The organism is Affinirhizobium straminoryzae, from assembly GCF_007004135.1.
Taxonomy (GTDB): Bacteria; Pseudomonadota; Alphaproteobacteria; order Rhizobiales; family Rhizobiaceae; genus Neorhizobium; species Neorhizobium straminoryzae.
In genome coordinates this window covers 81,626-96,884 of the sequence record NZ_VJMG01000030.1, presented here as the reverse complement: position 1 = coordinate 96,884, position 15,259 = coordinate 81,626, and the positions used below count along the sequence as shown (strand labels likewise).

The following is a 15,259-nucleotide window of genomic DNA, read 5'->3' as shown; positions in this document are numbered from 1 at the left end:
TCGCCCAGTAGCGACGATCACGGCGCGCGGCTTTCGTGAAAATGATTGTAGATCTGTTTGGCGACCGCCTCGGAAATGCCCTCCACGGCCATCAGGTCGTTGATGCCGGCACGCGACACGGCCTTGGCGGTGCCGAAGTGTTGCAACAGGGCACGCTTGCGGCTCGGGCCGATGCCGGAAATCTCGTCCAGCGGGTTCTTCACCATCTCCTTCTTGCGCCGCGCCCGGTGTGAACCGATGGCGAAACGGTGCGCCTCGTCGCGCAGGCGCTGGATGAAGTAGAGCACCGGGTCACGCGGCGGCAGCGAAAAATCGCTGCGGCCATCGGCAAAGAAGCGCTCTCTGCCGGCATCGCGATCGACACCCTTGGCGACGCCGATGGCGGTCACCACTTCGCGGATGCCAAGCTCGTCCAGAATGGCGCGCACTGCCGTCATCTGTCCCTGGCCGCCGTCGATCAGGATCACGTCGGGCCAGGCAGGAAAACCTGCATCGACGGCTTCTTCGGCCGCAGGCTGCGCCGTGCGGTCCGGCAGGCCCTCTTCCTTCAGCAGGCGCGTGAAGCGGCGGGTCATCACCTCGCGCATCATGCCAAAATCGTCGCCGGGGGTGATGTCGGTCGATTTGATGTTGAACTTGCGGTACTGGCCCTTCACGAAGCCTTCGGGCCCTGCCACCACCATGCCGCCCACCGCATTGGTGCCCATGATGTGCGAGTTGTCGTAGATCTCGATGCGGCGCGGCACATAAGCGAGGCCGAAGGTTTCGGCAAAGCCCTTCAGCAGCCGTTCCTGCGAGGCGGTTTCCGCCAGCTTGCGGCCATGCGCCTCGCGGGCATTGGCGAGAACATGGTCGACCAGGTCGCGCTTTTCGCCCCGCTGCGGCACCAGGATCGCCACCTTGTGCGCGGCCTTTTCCGTCAGCGCCTGGGACAGCAGGTCCTGTTCCTCGACGGTTTCCGACAGCAGGATCTGCCTGGGCACAGGCTTGTCGTCATAGAACTGCGCGAGGAAGGCGTTCAGCACCTCGGCGCCGGAAAGCTGCGGGTCGGCCTTCGGGAAATAGGCCTGGTTGCCCCAGTTCTGGCCGGCCCGGAAGAAGAAGACCTGGATGCAGGTAAGCCCGCCTTCGTGGTGGATGGCGAAAACATCCGCCTCCTCGACACCGGCGGGGTTGATGCCCTGGTGGCTCTGCACGTGGGAGAGCGCCGCCAGCCGGTCGCGATAGACCGCGGCGCGCTCGAAATCGAGATCTTCCGAGGCTTCCGCCATCTGCCGGGCGATCGCTTCCTTGACGTTCTGGCTGCGACCGGAGAGAAAATCCTTGGCCTCGTCGACCAGCCCCGCATAATCCGCGTCGGAGACCTCGTGCGTGCAGGGGCCGGAACAGCGCTTGATCTGGTAGAGCAGGCAGGGGCGGGTGCGAGCCTCGAACACGCTGTCGGTGCAGGTACGCAGCAGGAAGGCGCGCTGCAGCGAGTTGATCGTGCGGCCGACCGCGCTTGCCGAGGCGAAGGGACCGAAATAGTCTCCCTTGCGGGCACGCGCGCCCCGGTGCTTGTAGATCGCCGGCGCGCGGTGATCGCCGGTGATCATGATATAGGGAAAGCTCTTGTCGTCGCGCAGCAGCACGTTGTAGCGCGGGCGCAGGCGCTTGATGAGGTTGGCTTCCAGCAGCAGTGCCTCGGTTTCCGTCCGCGTGGTGACGAATTCCATCTGCACCGTCTCGCGCACCATCTTCGACAGGCGGTTGGAATGGACGCGGCCCTGCGCATAATTGGTCACGCGCTTCTTCAGGCTGCGCGCCTTGCCGACATAGAGCACGTCGCCGGCCGCGTTGAACATGCGGTAGACGCCGGGAGCATTGGGCAGATGCTTGACGAATTCGGCGATCAGCTCGGCGCCCGTCAGCCCGCTTTCATTGGCAAGGCCGTGATTCCATTCGATGCCGGCTACCGCGCGCGCGACATCGCCCTCCGGGGGGAGCATGTCGTCGTCATCATCGTCCGATTCGTCATAAAGAACGCCGCCGTCAGGCAGTTTCGTTCCATTCATTCAACAATCTCCGCCACATCAGGCGTTTCCCAGGCCAGGTGCTGGCCTCCATCCAGAGCGATCATTTGGCCCGTGATGGATGGAGTGTCAAAAAGAAATCGGATCGTGCGGCCGAATTCGCAAGGGGCGGGGCCGCGCTTCAGCGGCACGCCGGCCACCTGCTTGTCAAAATCCGCCTGGGCCTGACGCTCGCTCTTGAAGGAGGGGCCGGGGCCGATCGCATTGACCCGGACGCGCGGCGCATAGGCCTGCGCCAGCGTCTGCGTGGCGGTCCAAAGCGCCGCCTTGGAGAGGGTATAGGAATAGAAGTGCGGCGTGAGCTTCCAGACGCGCTGGTCGATGATGTTGACGATCAGGCCCTCGCGATCGGCCGGCAGCTGACGCAGCAGGGCCGCGGAGAGAATGGAGGGTGCCCGCACATGGATGGCGAAATGACGGTCGAAGGTCTCGGCATCGAAGGTTTCGGCCGTATCCTTCTGGAAGATCGATGCGCTGTTGACGAGGCCGGTAAGGGGGCCGAGTTGAGCCGCGGCCAGATCGATGAGCGCATCTGCTGCGGACGCATCGAGAAGGTTTGCCTGAACGGCCACGACTCGGTGACCCTCGGCCCGCAGACTCGCGGCCACCGATTGCGCCTCCTCGATCGAGCGGTCTGCGTGGATGGCAACGCCATAGCCATTGCGGGCCAGATCTTCGCAGATCGCCTTGCCCATGCGGCGCGCGGCGCCGGTTACAAGTACGGTAGGGGAAGAAGTCACGGATGATCTTGTCCTGTCGGCCTGCTTCGGGGTCATTCTGAGATGCAAGTGCTTTACGCCCGGATCAAGGCCGCGGATTGCTTGGATGTTGTTCTTTTTATTTCAGTATTATTACGTTGTATTCACGCGACCGTGACAAATAAAATCGAAGTTTATCGTCAATTAACCTTTCGTTAGGGTTAATAAATTCCATGTTGCGGGCAAGCAACATCCAGATTCAGCCATGTCTGTGCCACAATCAATTCACAATTCGGTACTTTCAATTCCTCAATTGGCCACCAAATTCCAACTCAACGAGCAGGGAGCGATGGCGTTGTCGCCTGAGAGAACAGCGCCTCCCGGCCCGCATTGAAAAGGAGATAAAGTATGCGTACTCTCGTAGCGTCCCTGATGGTTTCCGCCGCCAGCCTCATCGCCGTTTCGGCACAGGCCGCCGACGCCGTCACGCAGGTTCCGCAGGCTCCGGCTGCTTACGATGCGCCGGCCCCGGCTGCGACCTGGTCTGGTTTCTACCTCGGCGGTAACGGCGCCTATGACTGGGGCAAGGTCAAGGGTGACTCCACCAAGCCGAGCGCTGATGGCTGGGGTGGTGGCATTTACGGCGGTTACAACTGGCAGAGCGGCCAGATCGTTTACGGTGCTGAAGCCGACCTCGGCTACAACGACCAGAAGGGCTCCGCAAACGGCGTTACCACCGAAGAAAAGCTGAACGGCTCGGTCCGCGGCCGCGTCGGTTACGACCTGAACCCCTTCATGATCTACGGCACGGCTGGTCTGGCTGTTGGCAACCACGAAGTATCGAGCGCTGCCGGTTCTGACAGCAAGACCTCGGTCGGCTACACGGTTGGCGCCGGTGTCGAAGCTTTCGTGACCTCCAACATCACGGCTCGCCTCGAATACCGCTACACCGACTACAACGACAAGAACTACAACCTCGGCGGCACGAATGTTTCGCGCGGCTTCGACGACCAGTCGGTCAAGGTCGGTATCGGCGTAAAGTTCTGATCCGTCTCCAGCAGATCGAGAAGGGCCGGGGGGACACCTCCGGCCCTTTTTGCGTTGTATTGCCGTGTGACGTGTGGCGTGTCCGCGTGCAGTCCCTCCTGGTGCGGATAAGCCGGGCGCTTCGCCTCCGTGCCGCCACCCGCTGTTCTCGCCGGGCGTTGCCAGCCCCCAGCTTCCGCGGAACAAGGATCACGCGGCCGTCTTCATCTTCTGCTCGTGGAACAGGGCAGAGAACTGGCGTGGCCAGGCGGCAAGCCTGGGGCGGCCGACGGACCAGCGCCCGGCGTAGCGCAGATGCAGGTAGCCGATCAGGGCCGCCAGCGCGAAATGACCGCCGTTCAGCTTCTTCTCGGTCTTTGGCACGTGATTTTCCAGATAGTCGAGGCCGCGCGCCACCTTCACCCAATGGCGATCGATCCAGGGCTGGTACACCTTCTCCTCCGGCCGCAGCCGGCGTTCATAGGTGATGCAGAGCAGGCTGTCGGTAATGCCGTCGCAGAGCGCTTCCAGCATTTCGGCCTCGGCGCGCTTCTCCAGGCGCTTCGGGTAAAGCCGCCCCTGCGAGAGGCGGTCGAAGTAATGCATGATGGCGACGCTGTCGCACAGCGGCACTTCCCCGCTGCGGATCAGCATAGGAATTTTGCCCAGAGGGTTGCAGCCGGCCAGTTCCGGTGGCTCCTTTCCGTCTGTCGCGTTGACCTCCTCAAGGTTGATTCCAAGGTGGCGAGCAGCCATCCGGCATTTCGCCGAGTAGGGCGAAGCAGGCGAATAGAGTAGACGCACAACACAATCCTATCCAATATTTCCTCCGCCTTCCGATATAATGCAAATCAAAATTTGTCGCTAATAGATTCTTAATATTCACAGATAGATTATCTCGTATTGATCCATTTCGCATTCTAGACTCTGGCGGATGGAGAATTATTTGTGAAAAATCGAGTCTAGATGCTGTTTTGCCGAATAAGTGCATATCCTGGTACCGGAGATGTTTGACTGCGATCCCTTCGCGGTTGCAGCAATACATATTCCGGGCTTTTGCGGGGTTTTTGCATTGTGCAATGCCACCTTCGCTGCGATGCGTTGCGCCTGCTGGCGCGCATCTGCAAGGTCCGCAGAAAGCAAAAAAGGCAGCCGCTATGGCTGCCTTCCGGTTGTAGATGAACGAGGTGGTCGATGTCAGGAGCGTCGGGGCCGGCGCTTCTTCAGGCGGCCGGCTTCATGCTGGCGTGATCGGGAAAAAGCGCGGAAAATTTCTCCGGCCAGGCGGCGAGGTTGGGGCGTCCTTCGGCCCACTGGCCGGCAAAACGCAGGTCAAGGTAACCGATCAGGGCTGCCAGCGCGAAATGACCGCCATGCAGTTTCTTTTCCGTCTTCGGCAGGTTCTTTTCCAGATGGTCGAGACCGCGCACGACCTTCTTCCACTGCTTGTCGATCCAGTCCTGGTGAATCTTCTCTTCCGGACGGAAGCGGCGCTCGTAAATGATGGCGAGCAGGCAGTCGGTGATGCCGTCGCAGAGCGCTTCCAGCACTTCCGCATCGGTACGCTTCTCCGGCTTCTTCGGATAGAGCGCGCCATCCGATTCCCTGTCCAGGAAATGCATGATGGCCACGCTGTCATAGATCGGGGCGTCACCTTCTCGGATCAGGACCGGGATCTTGCCGAGCGGATTGTTGTCGACCAGTTCGGCAGGCTCGGCGCCGGTATCGGTGCGCACTTCCTCGACCGCGATGCCGAGATGGCGTGCGGCCATGCGGCACTTGGCCGAATAGGGGGAGGCGGGTGAATAGAGAAGTTTCATTGTCAGGGTCCTGTCGGGAGGGTCAGCGTGCCGGCGGCACGGTGATGCGGTTGAGTGAGCAGCCCTTGCGGTCCACCTCGGCGCAGGGGCGGAAGGCAAGATCCTTGGACATGCAGATGCGCACCTCTTCCAGCTGGTTGCGCTCGCAGCTCACGGCGATGGAGGAGGCGCCGAGCCCGGGATTGTCGCGGATAAAACTCTGTTCGATCTGGTCGGCGGTGAAGGTCTGTGCGGTGGTTGCGGTGACGATGCCGGCCGGCAGGCGGATTTTCTCGAAGGCCGCGCGGGTCTTGTCGAAATAGGCCTTCTGGCCGAGGCCGGAGCAGCTGCCGTGCTTGCGCCATTCATGGCCGATCAGGCCCATCGAGGGCATGATGTCGAAATAGGCGCGCCCCAGCGTTTCCGGCACCCGGCGTGGCTCCGTCGTCGCGCAGGATTGCGGATAGTCGTTTTCGTTCTGCGGCCAGAGGCCATGCACGATGAAGGCGAACTTTTTCTCCGGACCGCACTGTTCCTTGCTGTCCTTGCCTTTCGGCGAGGCGCAGTAGGTGGGCGACCAGGACAGCGACAGCACGTAGAAATCGAAGCGGGCGGCGGTATCGTCCGCTGCCGCGGGCAGGGCGGCCAGCATCAGAATGGCTGTCGTCAGGCAGCAAAGGAAACGGCGGATCATCATCGAAGCCTCCTCATCTCGCAACCGACCATGTCTCAGGCCGCTCGGCCCGGTCAAGTCCGTCGTGGGCGGGATGCGGACAAAGGCTCAGATCTCCTCGGGCTTTTCCTCGCCGCGCAGCCAGAAGGTGCGGGAGGAGGCGAAGCGATCCTGCGCCAGAATGTCCTTCAGCACGGGCAGAACGCGGTGCAGCTCGTCCTTCAGCGTGAAGGGCGGATTGACAACGATCAGGCCGGAACCGGAAAGCCCGGTCGCATCGCGATCGCTCTTCACCGAAAGTTCGGTGCACAGCATCTTCGGAATCTCGAGCGCCTGCAGCGCCTCGTGAAACGCCTTGATCGGCGCCCCCTTCTTCAGCGGATACCACAGGCAATAGGTGCCACCCGGAAAGCGTCGCCAGGCGGTGCCGAGCCCCTTCGCCAGCCGCTCGTATTCGCCCTCGATCTCGAAGGGCGGATCGACCAGCACGATGCCGCGCTTTTCCTTGGGCGGCAGATGGGCGCCGAGCGACAGCCAGCCGTCGAGTTCGGTCACGCGCACCTGAAAGTCGCCTTCGAACAGTCGGGCAAGGCGCAGGTAATCGTCCGGATGCAGCTCCATCGCCGCCAGCCGGTCCTGCGGGCGAAACAGCATGCGGGCCAGCTTCGGCGAGCCCGGATAGCGGGTGATCGCGCCCTTCGGGTTCAGCTCCCGCACGGCATCCAGATAGGGGGCCAGGATCTCGGCGGCCTGCGGCTCCAGCTCGGCCTCCATCAGCCGGCCGATGCCATCGCGCCATTCGCCGGTCTTCTGCGCCTCCTCGGAGGAAAGGTCGTAGAGCCCGATGCCGGCATGGGTGTCCAGCACCCGAAACGCCTTGTCCTTCTTCTGCATGTAGCGGATCAGCAGGCAGAGGACGGCGTGTTTCAGGACATCGGCGAAATTGCCGGCATGGTAGATGTGCCGATAGTTCATGACGGGGCCTTCTGGCTCTCTTGAATAGATTTGATGCATCGCAAAAGCGGCTTTCTGCGACGGTCTGCTTGTCCTATAGGAAAGGCATGAACGTTGCGACCCCGATCTCTTCGAAAAACACCGCCACCGCGTCCGCGGTGAGGGCCACCGTCTGCCCCCATGACTGTCCGTCTGCCTGCGCGCTCGAGGTCGATCTGACCGCCGAGGGACGTGTCGGCCGCGTGCGGGGCGCCAATGCCAACAGCTATACCGCGGGTGTCATCTGCGCCAAGGTGGCGCGCTATGCCGAGCGGCTCTACCATCCGGACCGGCTTCTCACGCCGAAGCGCCGCAAGGGCGCCAAAGGGGAGGGTGTCTGGCAGGAGATCTCCTGGGAGGCCGCCCTCGACGAGATTGCCAACGCCTTCGTGAAGGCGGAAGCCGCCCATGGCAGCGAGGCGATCTGGCCTTATTTCTATGCCGGCACGATGGGCCAGGTGCAGCGCGATTCCATCGAGCGGCTGCGCCATGCCAAGCGCTATTCCGGCTTCTTCGGCTCGATCTGCACCAACATGGCCTGGACGGGCTATGTGCTCGGCACCGGCGCGCTGCGCGGTCCCGATCCGCGCGAGATGGCAAAATCCGATTGCATCGTCATCTGGGGCACCAATCCGGTTGCCACCCAGGTCAACGTGATGACCCATGCGGTGAAGGCGCGCAAGGAGCGCGGCGCCAAAATCGTCGTCGTCGATATCTACGACAGCCCGACGATGAAGCAGGCCGATATCAAGGTCATCCTGAAGCCCGGCACCGATGCGGCGCTTGCCTGCGCGATCATGCACATCGCCTTCCGCGACGGGTATGCCGACCGCGCCTACATGGACACGTTTGCCGACGATCCCGCCGGTCTCGAAGCGCATCTCAAGACCAGGACGCCGGAATGGGCCTCTGCCATCACCGGCCTCCCGGTCGAGGAGATCGAGACCTTCGCGCGCCTCGTCGGCACGACGAAAAAGACCTTCTTCCGTCTGGGCTACGGGTTTACCCGCCAGCGCAACGGCACCATGTCCATGCATGCCGCGCTCTCCATCGCCACCGTCCTGGGGTCATGGCAGTATGAAGGCGGCGGTGCCTTCCACAACAATGGCGAGATCTTCCGGCTCGACAAGCGCGAACTGATGGGCACCGGCTATCTCGATCCGTCGATCCGCATGCTCGACCAGTCGCAGATCGGCCGCGTTCTGACGGGCGATCCGGTGGCGCTGCGGCAGGGCGGCCCGGTGACGGCGCTTCTGATCCAGAACACCAATCCGATGAACATCGCGCCGGAACAGCGTCTGGTGCGGCAGGGCTTTGCCCGCAGCGACCTGTTTGTTGCCGTGCACGAGCAGTTCATGACCGAGACGGCCGATATGGCCGATATCGTGCTGCCCGCCACCATGTTCGTGGAGCATGACGATCTCTACCGGGCCGGCGGGCAGAACCACATCCTGCTCGGGCCGAAGCTGGTCGAGCCGCCGGAGACGGTACGCACCAATCTCTTCGTCATCGAGGAACTGGCAAAGCGCCTCGGCGTCGCTCACTATCCGGGTTTCGGTCTGTCGGAGCGTGAACACATCGATCGCATGCTGCTGCCGAACGGCCTGCCGGGCTATGACCAGCTCTCCGTCGACAAATGGATCGACTGTCAGCCCGCCTTTGAGGATGCGCATTACCTGAACGGCTTTGGCTATCCGGATGGAAAATTCCGCTTCCGGCCGGACTGGTCGAATGGCCCGTCGCCCAACAAGACGCCGGAGAGCATCGGTCCGCTCGGGCCCCATGCCGAATTTCCGGTTTTCCCCGACCAGGTGGATGTGATCGAACTGGCGGATGCCGAGCATCCCTTCCGGCTCGCGACCTCGCCGGCCCGCAACTTCCTGAACTCCACCTTTGCCGAGACGAAGACCTCGCGCGAGAAGGAGGGGCGGCCGGAGGTGATGATCCATCCCGACGATGCGCAGGCGCTTGGCATTGTCGATGGCGCTGTGGTGCGCATCGGCAACCGTCGCGGCGCGCTTCGCATTCACGCGAAAATCATGCCCGGCGCCCGGCGCGGCGTGCTGATTGCCGAGGGCCTGTGGCCGAACAAGGCGCATCTCGACGGCGAGGGCATCAACGTTCTGACCGGTGCCGATCCGGTCGCTCCCTATGGCGGGGCGGCCGTGCATGACAACCGGGTCTGGCTGACGAAGGACGAGGCATGAGCCGCAGCAAGGACGCGACGATCCACATCGTCGAGAAGAAGCTTCTCTCCGACAACTGGTATCATCTCCACAAGGTCACGTTCGATTATACCGGCGCCAATGGCGTCACCCATCGGCTGGACCGCGAGGTCTATGATCGCGGCAATGGCGCGACCATCCTGCTCTACGATCCCGCCCGCGACGTGGTGGTGCTGGTGCGGCAGTTCCGTATCCCCGCCTATCTCAACGGCTATTCCGGCTGGCTGATCGAGACGCCGGCCGGCCTGCTGGATGGCGAGCATCCGGAAGAGGCGATCCGCCGCGAGGCGATCGAGGAGACCGGCTATCAGGTGCGCGATGTCCGTTTCCTGTTCAAGTGCTTCATGTCGCCGGGCGCCGTCACCGAGGTCGTGCACTTCTTCGCGGCGATCATCGATACCTGCGACCGCGTGACCGAAGGCGGCGGACTGGACGAAGAGAATGAGGATATCGAGGTTCTGGAAGTGCCGCTGGCAAGCGCGCTTGCGATGATCGAGACCGGCGAGATCGCCGACGGCAAGACGATCATGCTGCTGCAATGGGCACAGCTGAACCGCGCCTGCCTGCATTAAGATAACCGTCAACCGGATCAGGGACCGACCCTTCGGCCTTCGCCGTTCCTTGAAAACGGCGAAGGCTCTCTTGCGCTCAAACAATATACATTATATATAACTGTATATTGAAAGGCCAGGGAGCCCCGTCATGAACGCCATCCAGATCACTGATCGCCTCGCCATTGCGGCGCAGCCGACCGTCGAGGACATTGCCCGCCTGCGGGCGCAAGGTTTTGCTGCGCTCGTCAATCTGCGTCCCAACGGCGAGGAGGGCGCGCCCGGAGATCGCATCGAGCGCGAGGCGGCGGCCGAGGCCGGGCTTGCCTATCGGTTTCTGCCGGTCAGCATGGGCGCCATGACCGACGCGGATGTGGATGCGTTCCGTGCAGCGCTTGCCGAGGCGAAGGGACCGGTTCTGGCCCATTGCCGCACCGGCGCGCGGGCGCTTGCGCTCCATGCCCTCGGCGAGGCGCTGGATGGGCGCATGAGCGTCGCGGACATCGGCGCGCTCGGAACTGTCCACGGTCTCGACATGAGCGCGCCCATCGCCTGGCTCGAACGCCGCCTCCGCAGCCGTCCCGAGGTGAAGGGCTTCTTCGATCCGCGCACCTGGAGCGTGCAATATGTCGTCACCGATCCGGCGACGAAGCGCTGCGCCATCATCGATCCGGTGCTGGATTACGATGAGAAATCCGGCCAGACCTCGACCACCAATGCCGACCGCATCCTCGCCTATGTCGCCGAGAAGGGGCTGACGGTCGAATGGATCCTCGACACGCATCCGCATGCGGACCACTTCTCCGCCGCCCGGTATCTGAAGGAAAAGACCGGCGCGCCGACGGCGATCGGCGATCATGTCGTCGAGGTGCAGCGGCTGTGGAAGGGCATCTACAACTGGCCGGCGCTTCAGACCGACGGTTCGCAGTGGGACCGGCTGTTTGCCGAGGGAGACACCTTCAAGGTCGGTGGCATCGATGCGCGGGTGATGTTCTCGCCGGGTCATACGCTCGCCTCCATCACCTATGTCATCGGCGATGCAGCCTTCGTGCACGACACCATCTTCATGCCGGACAGCGGTACCGCCCGCGCCGATTTTCCGGGCGGCAGCGCACATGCGCTCTGGCAGTCGATCCAGGCGATCCTCGCCCTGCCGGAGGAGACGCGGCTGTTCACCGGCCACGACTATCAGCCCGGCGGGCGTCATCCCCGCTTCGAAAGCACGGTGGCCGAGCAGAAGCGCACCAACCCGCATCTCGCCGGCATTGCCGAAGCCGCTTTCGTAGACCTGCGTCAGGCGCGCGATCGCACGCTGCCGATGCCAAAGCTGATCCTGCATGCGCTGCAGGTCAACGTGCGCGGTGGGCGCCTGCCGGAGCCGGAAGACAATGGCCGGCGTTATCTGAAGATTCCGCTCAATGCGCTGGAGGGGGCCGCATGGTAACCGATTTTCTCGACAGGAAGCGCGCGCTCGGCATGAGCCCCAAGGCCATGGAGGCGCGTGCCTCGGAGGTGGCCGGGCACCTGAAGGTGCTGGCCCATCCGGTGCGCCTGATGCTGGTCTGTACCCTCGTGCAGGGCGAGTTTTCCGTCGGTGAACTCGAGGAAAAGCTCGACGTGCACCAGCCGACGCTCTCCCAGCAGCTGACCGTGCTGCGCGAGGCGGAGATCGTCGAAACCCGGCGGGAGGGCAAGCAGATCTTCTATCGCCTCACCGCGGCGAAGACGGCGCAGCTGATCGCCGCGCTGTTCGACATCTACTGCGCGGACATGCCGCGATGAGCCCGTACCTCACCTCCTTTGCCGGCGGGCTGCTGATCGGTCTCTCCGCCATCCTGTACCTCATCCTCACCGGTCGCATTGCCGGCATCAGCGGTATCGTCGGCCGGCTGGCGGAAGGGGCGAATGCCGCCCTGAACGGCGCCTTCGTGATCGGCCTGCTGCTCGGGCCGCTCCTCTATCACCTTGCCTTCGGCGCGTGGCCTGCGGTGACGATCAGCGCCTCACTGCCGGTGATCATTCTTGCGGGCCTGCTGGTCGGCATTGGTTCACGCATGGGCTCCGGCTGCACCAGCGGTCATGGCGTGCTCGGCCTTGCCCGTTTCTCGCCGCGCTCGATGGTGGCCGTCGCCACCTTCCTGATCACCGGCATCGTGACCGTCACCCTGATGAGGGCAAGCCTATGACCGCATCCTTTCGTTCCGTTCTGGCCGCCCTTGGCTGCGGCACGCTGTTCGGCTTCGGCCTTTCGCTCTCCGGCATGCTGGACCCCGCCCGCGTGCAGGGCTTTCTCGATCCGTTCGGCGCCTGGGATCCGAGCCTGATCTTCGTGCTGGGTGGTGCCGTGCTGGTGGCCATGGCGGGCATGGTTTGGGTCCGCCGCATGCCACAGCCGGTGCTGGCCGATCAGTTCCAGATCCCCGCCAACCGCCCCATCGACCGGCCGCTGGTGCTGGGCTCGGCCCTGTTCGGCATCGGCTGGGGGCTCGGCGGCTTCTGTCCGGGACCGGCGATTTCCGCGTTGCCGCTCGGCTTCGGGGCCGGGCTGCTGTTCGTCATCGCCATGGTGGCGGGCATGATCCTGCATGACCGCATGCTGGCGGGGAAGGTGTGATGACCGAACAGCTGATCGCCGCGCTCGGCTCCGGCGGGCTGGTGGGCTTCACGCTCGGCCTGCTCGGCGGCGGCGGCTCCATCCTCGCCACGCCGCTGCTGCTCTATGTCGTCGGTGTCGCGCAGCCGCATGTGGCGATCGGCACCGGCGCGCTGGCGGTTGCCGTCAATGCCCTTGCCAATTTCATCGGCCATGCGGCCAAGGGGCATGTGCGCTGGCGCTGCGGCCTGGTGTTTTCGGCCTTCGGCGTCGTCGGGGCCTTCGGTGGCTCGACGCTTGGCAAGGCGCTCGACGGATCGAAGCTGCTGTTCTTCTTCGGGCTGGTGATGATCGCGGTCGGGGCGTTGATGCTGCGCCGGCGACCGCTGGTGGAGGTCGCACCGCGCCCCGTCGATCGGCGCATGTGCGTGCTGACGGCCGTCATGGCATTGCTCGCCGGCGGCGCCTCCGGCTTCTTTGGCATTGGCGGCGGCTTTCTCATCGTGCCGGCGCTGATCCTGGCGACCGGCATGCCCATGATTGATGCGGTCGGCACCTCGCTGATGGCGGTCACCGCCTTCGGGCTGGCCACCGCTGTCAACTATTCGCTGTCAGGGCTGGTGGACTGGGCGCTGGCGGGCGAGTTCATCTTCGGCGGCGTGCTGGGCGGTCTGGTGGGAACGCTGGCGGCCACACGGCTTTCGGCACAGAAGAACATGCTGAACCGCATCTTTGCCGGCCTGATCTTTTGCGTCGCCCTCTATGTGATCTCCCGCAGCCTTGGCGCGATTGCTGGGTAAGGCGCTATCCGTCAGTGCCGGGGGCTCAGGCGCTGATCAGCCGGGCATCGGGGCTGACGATGCTTGTCATCCGCTCCACCCTTCCCTGGGCCGTCATCCGCACCGTGCCTTCCGCCACGAGGCGAAGCGCCAGCGGATAGGTATGATGCTCGACCGTCAGCACGCGGGCGGCGAGCGTGTCGGCGGTATCGCCCGGCATGACCGGCACCACGGACTGGGCGATGCAGGGGCCTTCATCCATGCCTTCGGTCACGAAATGCACCGTGCAGCCGGCAATCCGCACGCCGGCCTCCAGCGCGCGCTGGTGGGTGTGGAGGCCGGGAAACAGCGGCAGCAGCGAGGGGTGGATGTTGAGGATGCGCCCGTCATACGGACGGATGAAGTCCGCCGACAGAAGCCGCATGTAGCCTGCAAGGCAGACGAGGTCTGGCTGCAACGCCGCGAGGGCGCCGAGCACCGCCGCCTCGTGCTCGGCCTTGCTGGAAAAATCCTTGCGCTCGAAGGCGAAGGTGGCGATGCCGCGAGCACTCGCCTTCGCAAGCCCGCCCGCCGCCTTCTTGTCGGAGATCACGCCGACGATCTCGGCCGGGAAATCCGGTGCGGCACAGGCATCGGCCAGCGCCAGCATGTTGGAGCCGCTGCCGGAGATCAGCACGACGACGCGCTTCTTCTCCATGCTCATAGGCCAAGCGTACCCTTGTAGAGCGTCCCCGCGCCGCCTTCGGCGCGCGCGACGATGCGGCCGAGCGGCACGACGACTTCGCCTTCGCCCGCCAGAACGTCGGTGACGGCCGCGACATTTTCCGCAGCGACGACGGCGATCATGCCGACGCCGCAGTTGAAGGTGCGCAGCATTTCATTGGCTGCCACGCCGCCCGTGGCAGAGAGCCACGAGAAGACCGGCGGAACGGGAATGCTGCCGAGGTCGATTTCGGCGGCCAGAGTGTCGGGCAGAACGCGCGGAATATTGTCCGGAAAGCCGCCGCCGGTGATGTGGGCGAGCGCCTTGATGCCGGCCGTCTCGCGGATCGCCTTCAGGAGCGGCTTCACATAGATGCGTGTCGGCGTCAGCAGCGCTTCGCCGAGCGTCTTGCCGTCCGCAAAGGGGGCCGGCGCATCCCAGGCGAGGCCGGAAAGCGACACGATCTTGCGCACCAGCGAGAAGCCGTTCGAATGCACGCCCGACGATGTCAGGCCGAGGATCACATCGCCTTCGGCAAGGTCGCCGGAGGGCAGCAGCTGGCCGCGCTCGGCAGCACCGACCGCAAAGCCGGCGAGATCATAATCGCCGTCGCGGTACATGCCGGGCATTTCCGCGGTCTCGCCGCCGATCAGCGCGCAGCCGGCCTGGCGGCAGCCATCGGCGATGCCGAGCACGATGGCGGCACCCTGTTCCGGGTCCAGCTTGCCGGTTGCGAAATAGTCGAGGAAGAACAGCGGCTCGGCGCCCTGCACCACGAGGTCGTTGACGCACATGGCGACAAGGTCGATGCCGACGGTGTCATGACGGTTGGCGTCGATGGCGATCTTCAGCTTGGTGCCGACGCCGTCATTGGCGGCCACCAGAACCGGATCGGTAAAGCCCGCGGCCTTCAGGTCGAACAGGCCGCCGAAGCCGCCGATCTCGCCATCGGCGCCGGGGCGGCGGGTAGAGCGCACGGCCGGCTTGATCTTTTCCACCATCAGGTTGCCCGCATCGATGTCGACGCCCGCATCGCTGTAGGTGAGACCGTTCTTGCCTGCGTTGCTCATCGCCCGTCTCCGCTTGTCTGCGGCAGGTGTCGCGGTCGCATGCGTCGCGAGAAGAACCTGCGCCCTGATAAAAAGGA

16 protein-coding genes are annotated in these 15,259 nt (G+C 63.9%); 8 read left to right on the top strand and 8 right to left on the bottom strand.

The window, feature by feature from the left end; all coding sequences use genetic code 11:
* Positions 1 to 17: 17 nt before the first annotated feature.
* Both uvrC and FNA46_RS12620 read right to left on the bottom strand, forming a co-directional pair.
* The gene (gene uvrC, locus FNA46_RS12625) at positions 18 to 2,054 is read right to left on the bottom strand and encodes an excinuclease ABC subunit UvrC (protein WP_143125557.1); all 2,037 of its coding nucleotides are present in this window, start codon (positions 2,052 to 2,054) and stop codon (positions 18 to 20) included.
* Complete coding sequence (locus FNA46_RS12620) at positions 2,051 to 2,848, bottom strand: SDR family oxidoreductase (RefSeq protein WP_143125556.1); 798 nt, start codon at positions 2,846 to 2,848, stop codon at positions 2,051 to 2,053. Before FNA46_RS12620 ends, uvrC begins: the two co-directional genes overlap by 4 nt.
* Positions 2,849 to 3,178: 330 nt before the next feature.
* Here FNA46_RS12620 and FNA46_RS12615 point away from each other — a divergent pair, with 330 nt between their 5' ends.
* Entirely contained in the window at positions 3,179 to 3,817 is a 639-nt protein-coding gene (locus tag FNA46_RS12615) for an outer membrane protein (protein ID WP_143125555.1), read from the top strand.
* A gap of 189 nt (positions 3,818 to 4,006) precedes the next feature.
* On the opposite strand, the gene FNA46_RS12610 is transcribed toward FNA46_RS12615, so the two are convergent.
* The 4 genes from FNA46_RS12610 to FNA46_RS12595 form a co-directional block, all read right to left on the bottom strand.
* Positions 4,007 to 4,600, bottom strand: a complete 594-nt coding sequence (locus tag FNA46_RS12610) for a glutathione S-transferase family protein (protein ID WP_143125554.1) — start codon at positions 4,598 to 4,600, stop codon at positions 4,007 to 4,009.
* 419 nt (positions 4,601 to 5,019) lie between these two features.
* Positions 5,020 to 5,616: a glutathione S-transferase gene (locus tag FNA46_RS12605; protein WP_143125553.1), complete on the bottom strand. Its 597-nt coding sequence runs from the start codon at positions 5,614 to 5,616 to the stop codon at positions 5,020 to 5,022.
* Positions 5,617 to 5,638: 22 nt separating this feature from the next.
* Positions 5,639 to 6,292 carry a ribonuclease T2 family protein gene (locus FNA46_RS12600; RefSeq protein ID WP_342782391.1) on the bottom strand — a complete coding sequence of 218 codons (654 nt, stop codon included), beginning with the start codon at positions 6,290 to 6,292 and terminating at the stop codon, positions 5,639 to 5,641.
* An 84-nt stretch (positions 6,293 to 6,376) separates the two neighbouring features.
* A complete protein-coding gene (locus FNA46_RS12595) occupies positions 6,377 to 7,243 on the bottom strand; it encodes a 23S rRNA (adenine(2030)-N(6))-methyltransferase RlmJ (RefSeq protein ID WP_143125552.1) in 867 nt (288 codons plus the stop codon).
* An 86-nt stretch (positions 7,244 to 7,329) separates the two neighbouring features.
* Here FNA46_RS12595 and FNA46_RS12590 point away from each other — a divergent pair, with 86 nt between their 5' ends.
* The 7 genes from FNA46_RS12590 (at position 7,330) to FNA46_RS12560 (ending at position 13,430) form a co-directional block, all read left to right on the top strand.
* The gene (locus tag FNA46_RS12590) at positions 7,330 to 9,468 is read left to right on the top strand and encodes a molybdopterin-containing oxidoreductase family protein (RefSeq protein WP_143125551.1); all 2,139 of its coding nucleotides are present in this window, start codon (positions 7,330 to 7,332) and stop codon (positions 9,466 to 9,468) included.
* Positions 9,465 to 10,058, top strand: coding sequence for an NUDIX domain-containing protein (locus FNA46_RS12585; RefSeq protein WP_143125550.1), 594 nt, complete (start codon positions 9,465 to 9,467; stop codon positions 10,056 to 10,058). The genes FNA46_RS12590 and FNA46_RS12585 overlap by 4 nt, the downstream gene beginning before the upstream one ends.
* A gap of 130 nt (positions 10,059 to 10,188) precedes the next feature.
* On the top strand, positions 10,189 to 11,481 hold the full coding sequence (gene blh, locus FNA46_RS12580; protein WP_143125549.1) for a bifunctional sulfur transferase/dioxygenase Blh: 1,293 nt from the start codon (positions 10,189 to 10,191) through the stop codon (positions 11,479 to 11,481).
* Positions 11,475 to 11,819: a sulfite-sensing transcriptional repressor BigR gene (gene bigR / locus FNA46_RS12575; RefSeq protein ID WP_143125548.1), complete on the top strand. Its 345-nt coding sequence runs from the start codon at positions 11,475 to 11,477 to the stop codon at positions 11,817 to 11,819. Before blh ends, bigR begins: the two co-directional genes overlap by 7 nt.
* Entirely contained in the window at positions 11,816 to 12,223 is a 408-nt protein-coding gene (locus tag FNA46_RS12570) for a YeeE/YedE family protein (RefSeq protein WP_143125547.1), read from the top strand. The genes bigR and FNA46_RS12570 overlap by 4 nt, the downstream gene beginning before the upstream one ends.
* Positions 12,220 to 12,651 carry a YeeE/YedE family protein gene (locus FNA46_RS12565; protein WP_143125546.1) on the top strand — a complete coding sequence of 144 codons (432 nt, stop codon included), beginning with the start codon at positions 12,220 to 12,222 and terminating at the stop codon, positions 12,649 to 12,651. The genes FNA46_RS12570 and FNA46_RS12565 overlap by 4 nt, the downstream gene beginning before the upstream one ends.
* Complete coding sequence (locus tag FNA46_RS12560) at positions 12,651 to 13,430, top strand: sulfite exporter TauE/SafE family protein (RefSeq protein ID WP_143125545.1); 780 nt, start codon at positions 12,651 to 12,653, stop codon at positions 13,428 to 13,430. Before FNA46_RS12565 ends, FNA46_RS12560 begins: the two co-directional genes overlap by 1 nt.
* A 25-nt stretch (positions 13,431 to 13,455) precedes the next feature.
* On the opposite strand, the gene purN is transcribed toward FNA46_RS12560, so the two are convergent.
* Complete coding sequence (gene purN, locus FNA46_RS12555; protein ID WP_143125544.1) at positions 13,456 to 14,112, bottom strand: phosphoribosylglycinamide formyltransferase; 657 nt, start codon at positions 14,110 to 14,112, stop codon at positions 13,456 to 13,458.
* The gene (gene purM / locus FNA46_RS12550) at positions 14,109 to 15,182 is read right to left on the bottom strand and encodes a phosphoribosylformylglycinamidine cyclo-ligase (RefSeq protein WP_143125543.1); all 1,074 of its coding nucleotides are present in this window, start codon (positions 15,180 to 15,182) and stop codon (positions 14,109 to 14,111) included. Before purM ends, purN begins: the two co-directional genes overlap by 4 nt.
* Positions 15,183 to 15,259 lie beyond the last annotated feature (77 nt).

Excerpts from the sequence above, each read along its gene's own strand:
- blh (WP_143125549.1), top strand. The coding sequence starts at position 10,189 with ATGAACGCCATCCAGATCACTGATCGCCTCGCCATTGCGGCGCAGCCG.
- FNA46_RS12600 (WP_342782391.1), bottom strand. The coding sequence starts at position 6,292 with ATGATGATCCGCCGTTTCCTTTGCTGCCTGACGACAGCCATTCTGATG.
- FNA46_RS12595 (WP_143125552.1), bottom strand. The coding sequence starts at position 7,243 with ATGAACTATCGGCACATCTACCATGCCGGCAATTTCGCCGATGTCCTG.
- FNA46_RS12590 (WP_143125551.1), top strand. The coding sequence starts at position 7,330 with ATGAACGTTGCGACCCCGATCTCTTCGAAAAACACCGCCACCGCGTCC.
- FNA46_RS12615 (WP_143125555.1), top strand. The coding sequence starts at position 3,179 with ATGCGTACTCTCGTAGCGTCCCTGATGGTTTCCGCCGCCAGCCTCATC.
- purM (WP_143125543.1), bottom strand. The coding sequence starts at position 15,182 with ATGAGCAACGCAGGCAAGAACGGTCTCACCTACAGCGATGCGGGCGTC.
- FNA46_RS12620 (WP_143125556.1), bottom strand. The coding sequence starts at position 2,848 with ATGACCCCGAAGCAGGCCGACAGGACAAGATCATCCGTGACTTCTTCC.
- FNA46_RS12565 (WP_143125546.1), top strand. The coding sequence starts at position 12,220 with ATGACCGCATCCTTTCGTTCCGTTCTGGCCGCCCTTGGCTGCGGCACG.
- FNA46_RS12560 (WP_143125545.1), top strand. The coding sequence starts at position 12,651 with ATGACCGAACAGCTGATCGCCGCGCTCGGCTCCGGCGGGCTGGTGGGC.
- FNA46_RS12570 (WP_143125547.1), top strand. The coding sequence starts at position 11,816 with ATGAGCCCGTACCTCACCTCCTTTGCCGGCGGGCTGCTGATCGGTCTC.
- purN (WP_143125544.1), bottom strand. The coding sequence starts at position 14,112 with ATGAGCATGGAGAAGAAGCGCGTCGTCGTGCTGATCTCCGGCAGCGGC.
- uvrC (WP_143125557.1), bottom strand. The coding sequence starts at position 2,054 with ATGAATGGAACGAAACTGCCTGACGGCGGCGTTCTTTATGACGAATCG.
- bigR (WP_143125548.1), top strand. The coding sequence starts at position 11,475 with ATGGTAACCGATTTTCTCGACAGGAAGCGCGCGCTCGGCATGAGCCCC.
- FNA46_RS12585 (WP_143125550.1), top strand. The coding sequence starts at position 9,465 with ATGAGCCGCAGCAAGGACGCGACGATCCACATCGTCGAGAAGAAGCTT.
- FNA46_RS12605 (WP_143125553.1), bottom strand. The coding sequence starts at position 5,616 with ATGAAACTTCTCTATTCACCCGCCTCCCCCTATTCGGCCAAGTGCCGC.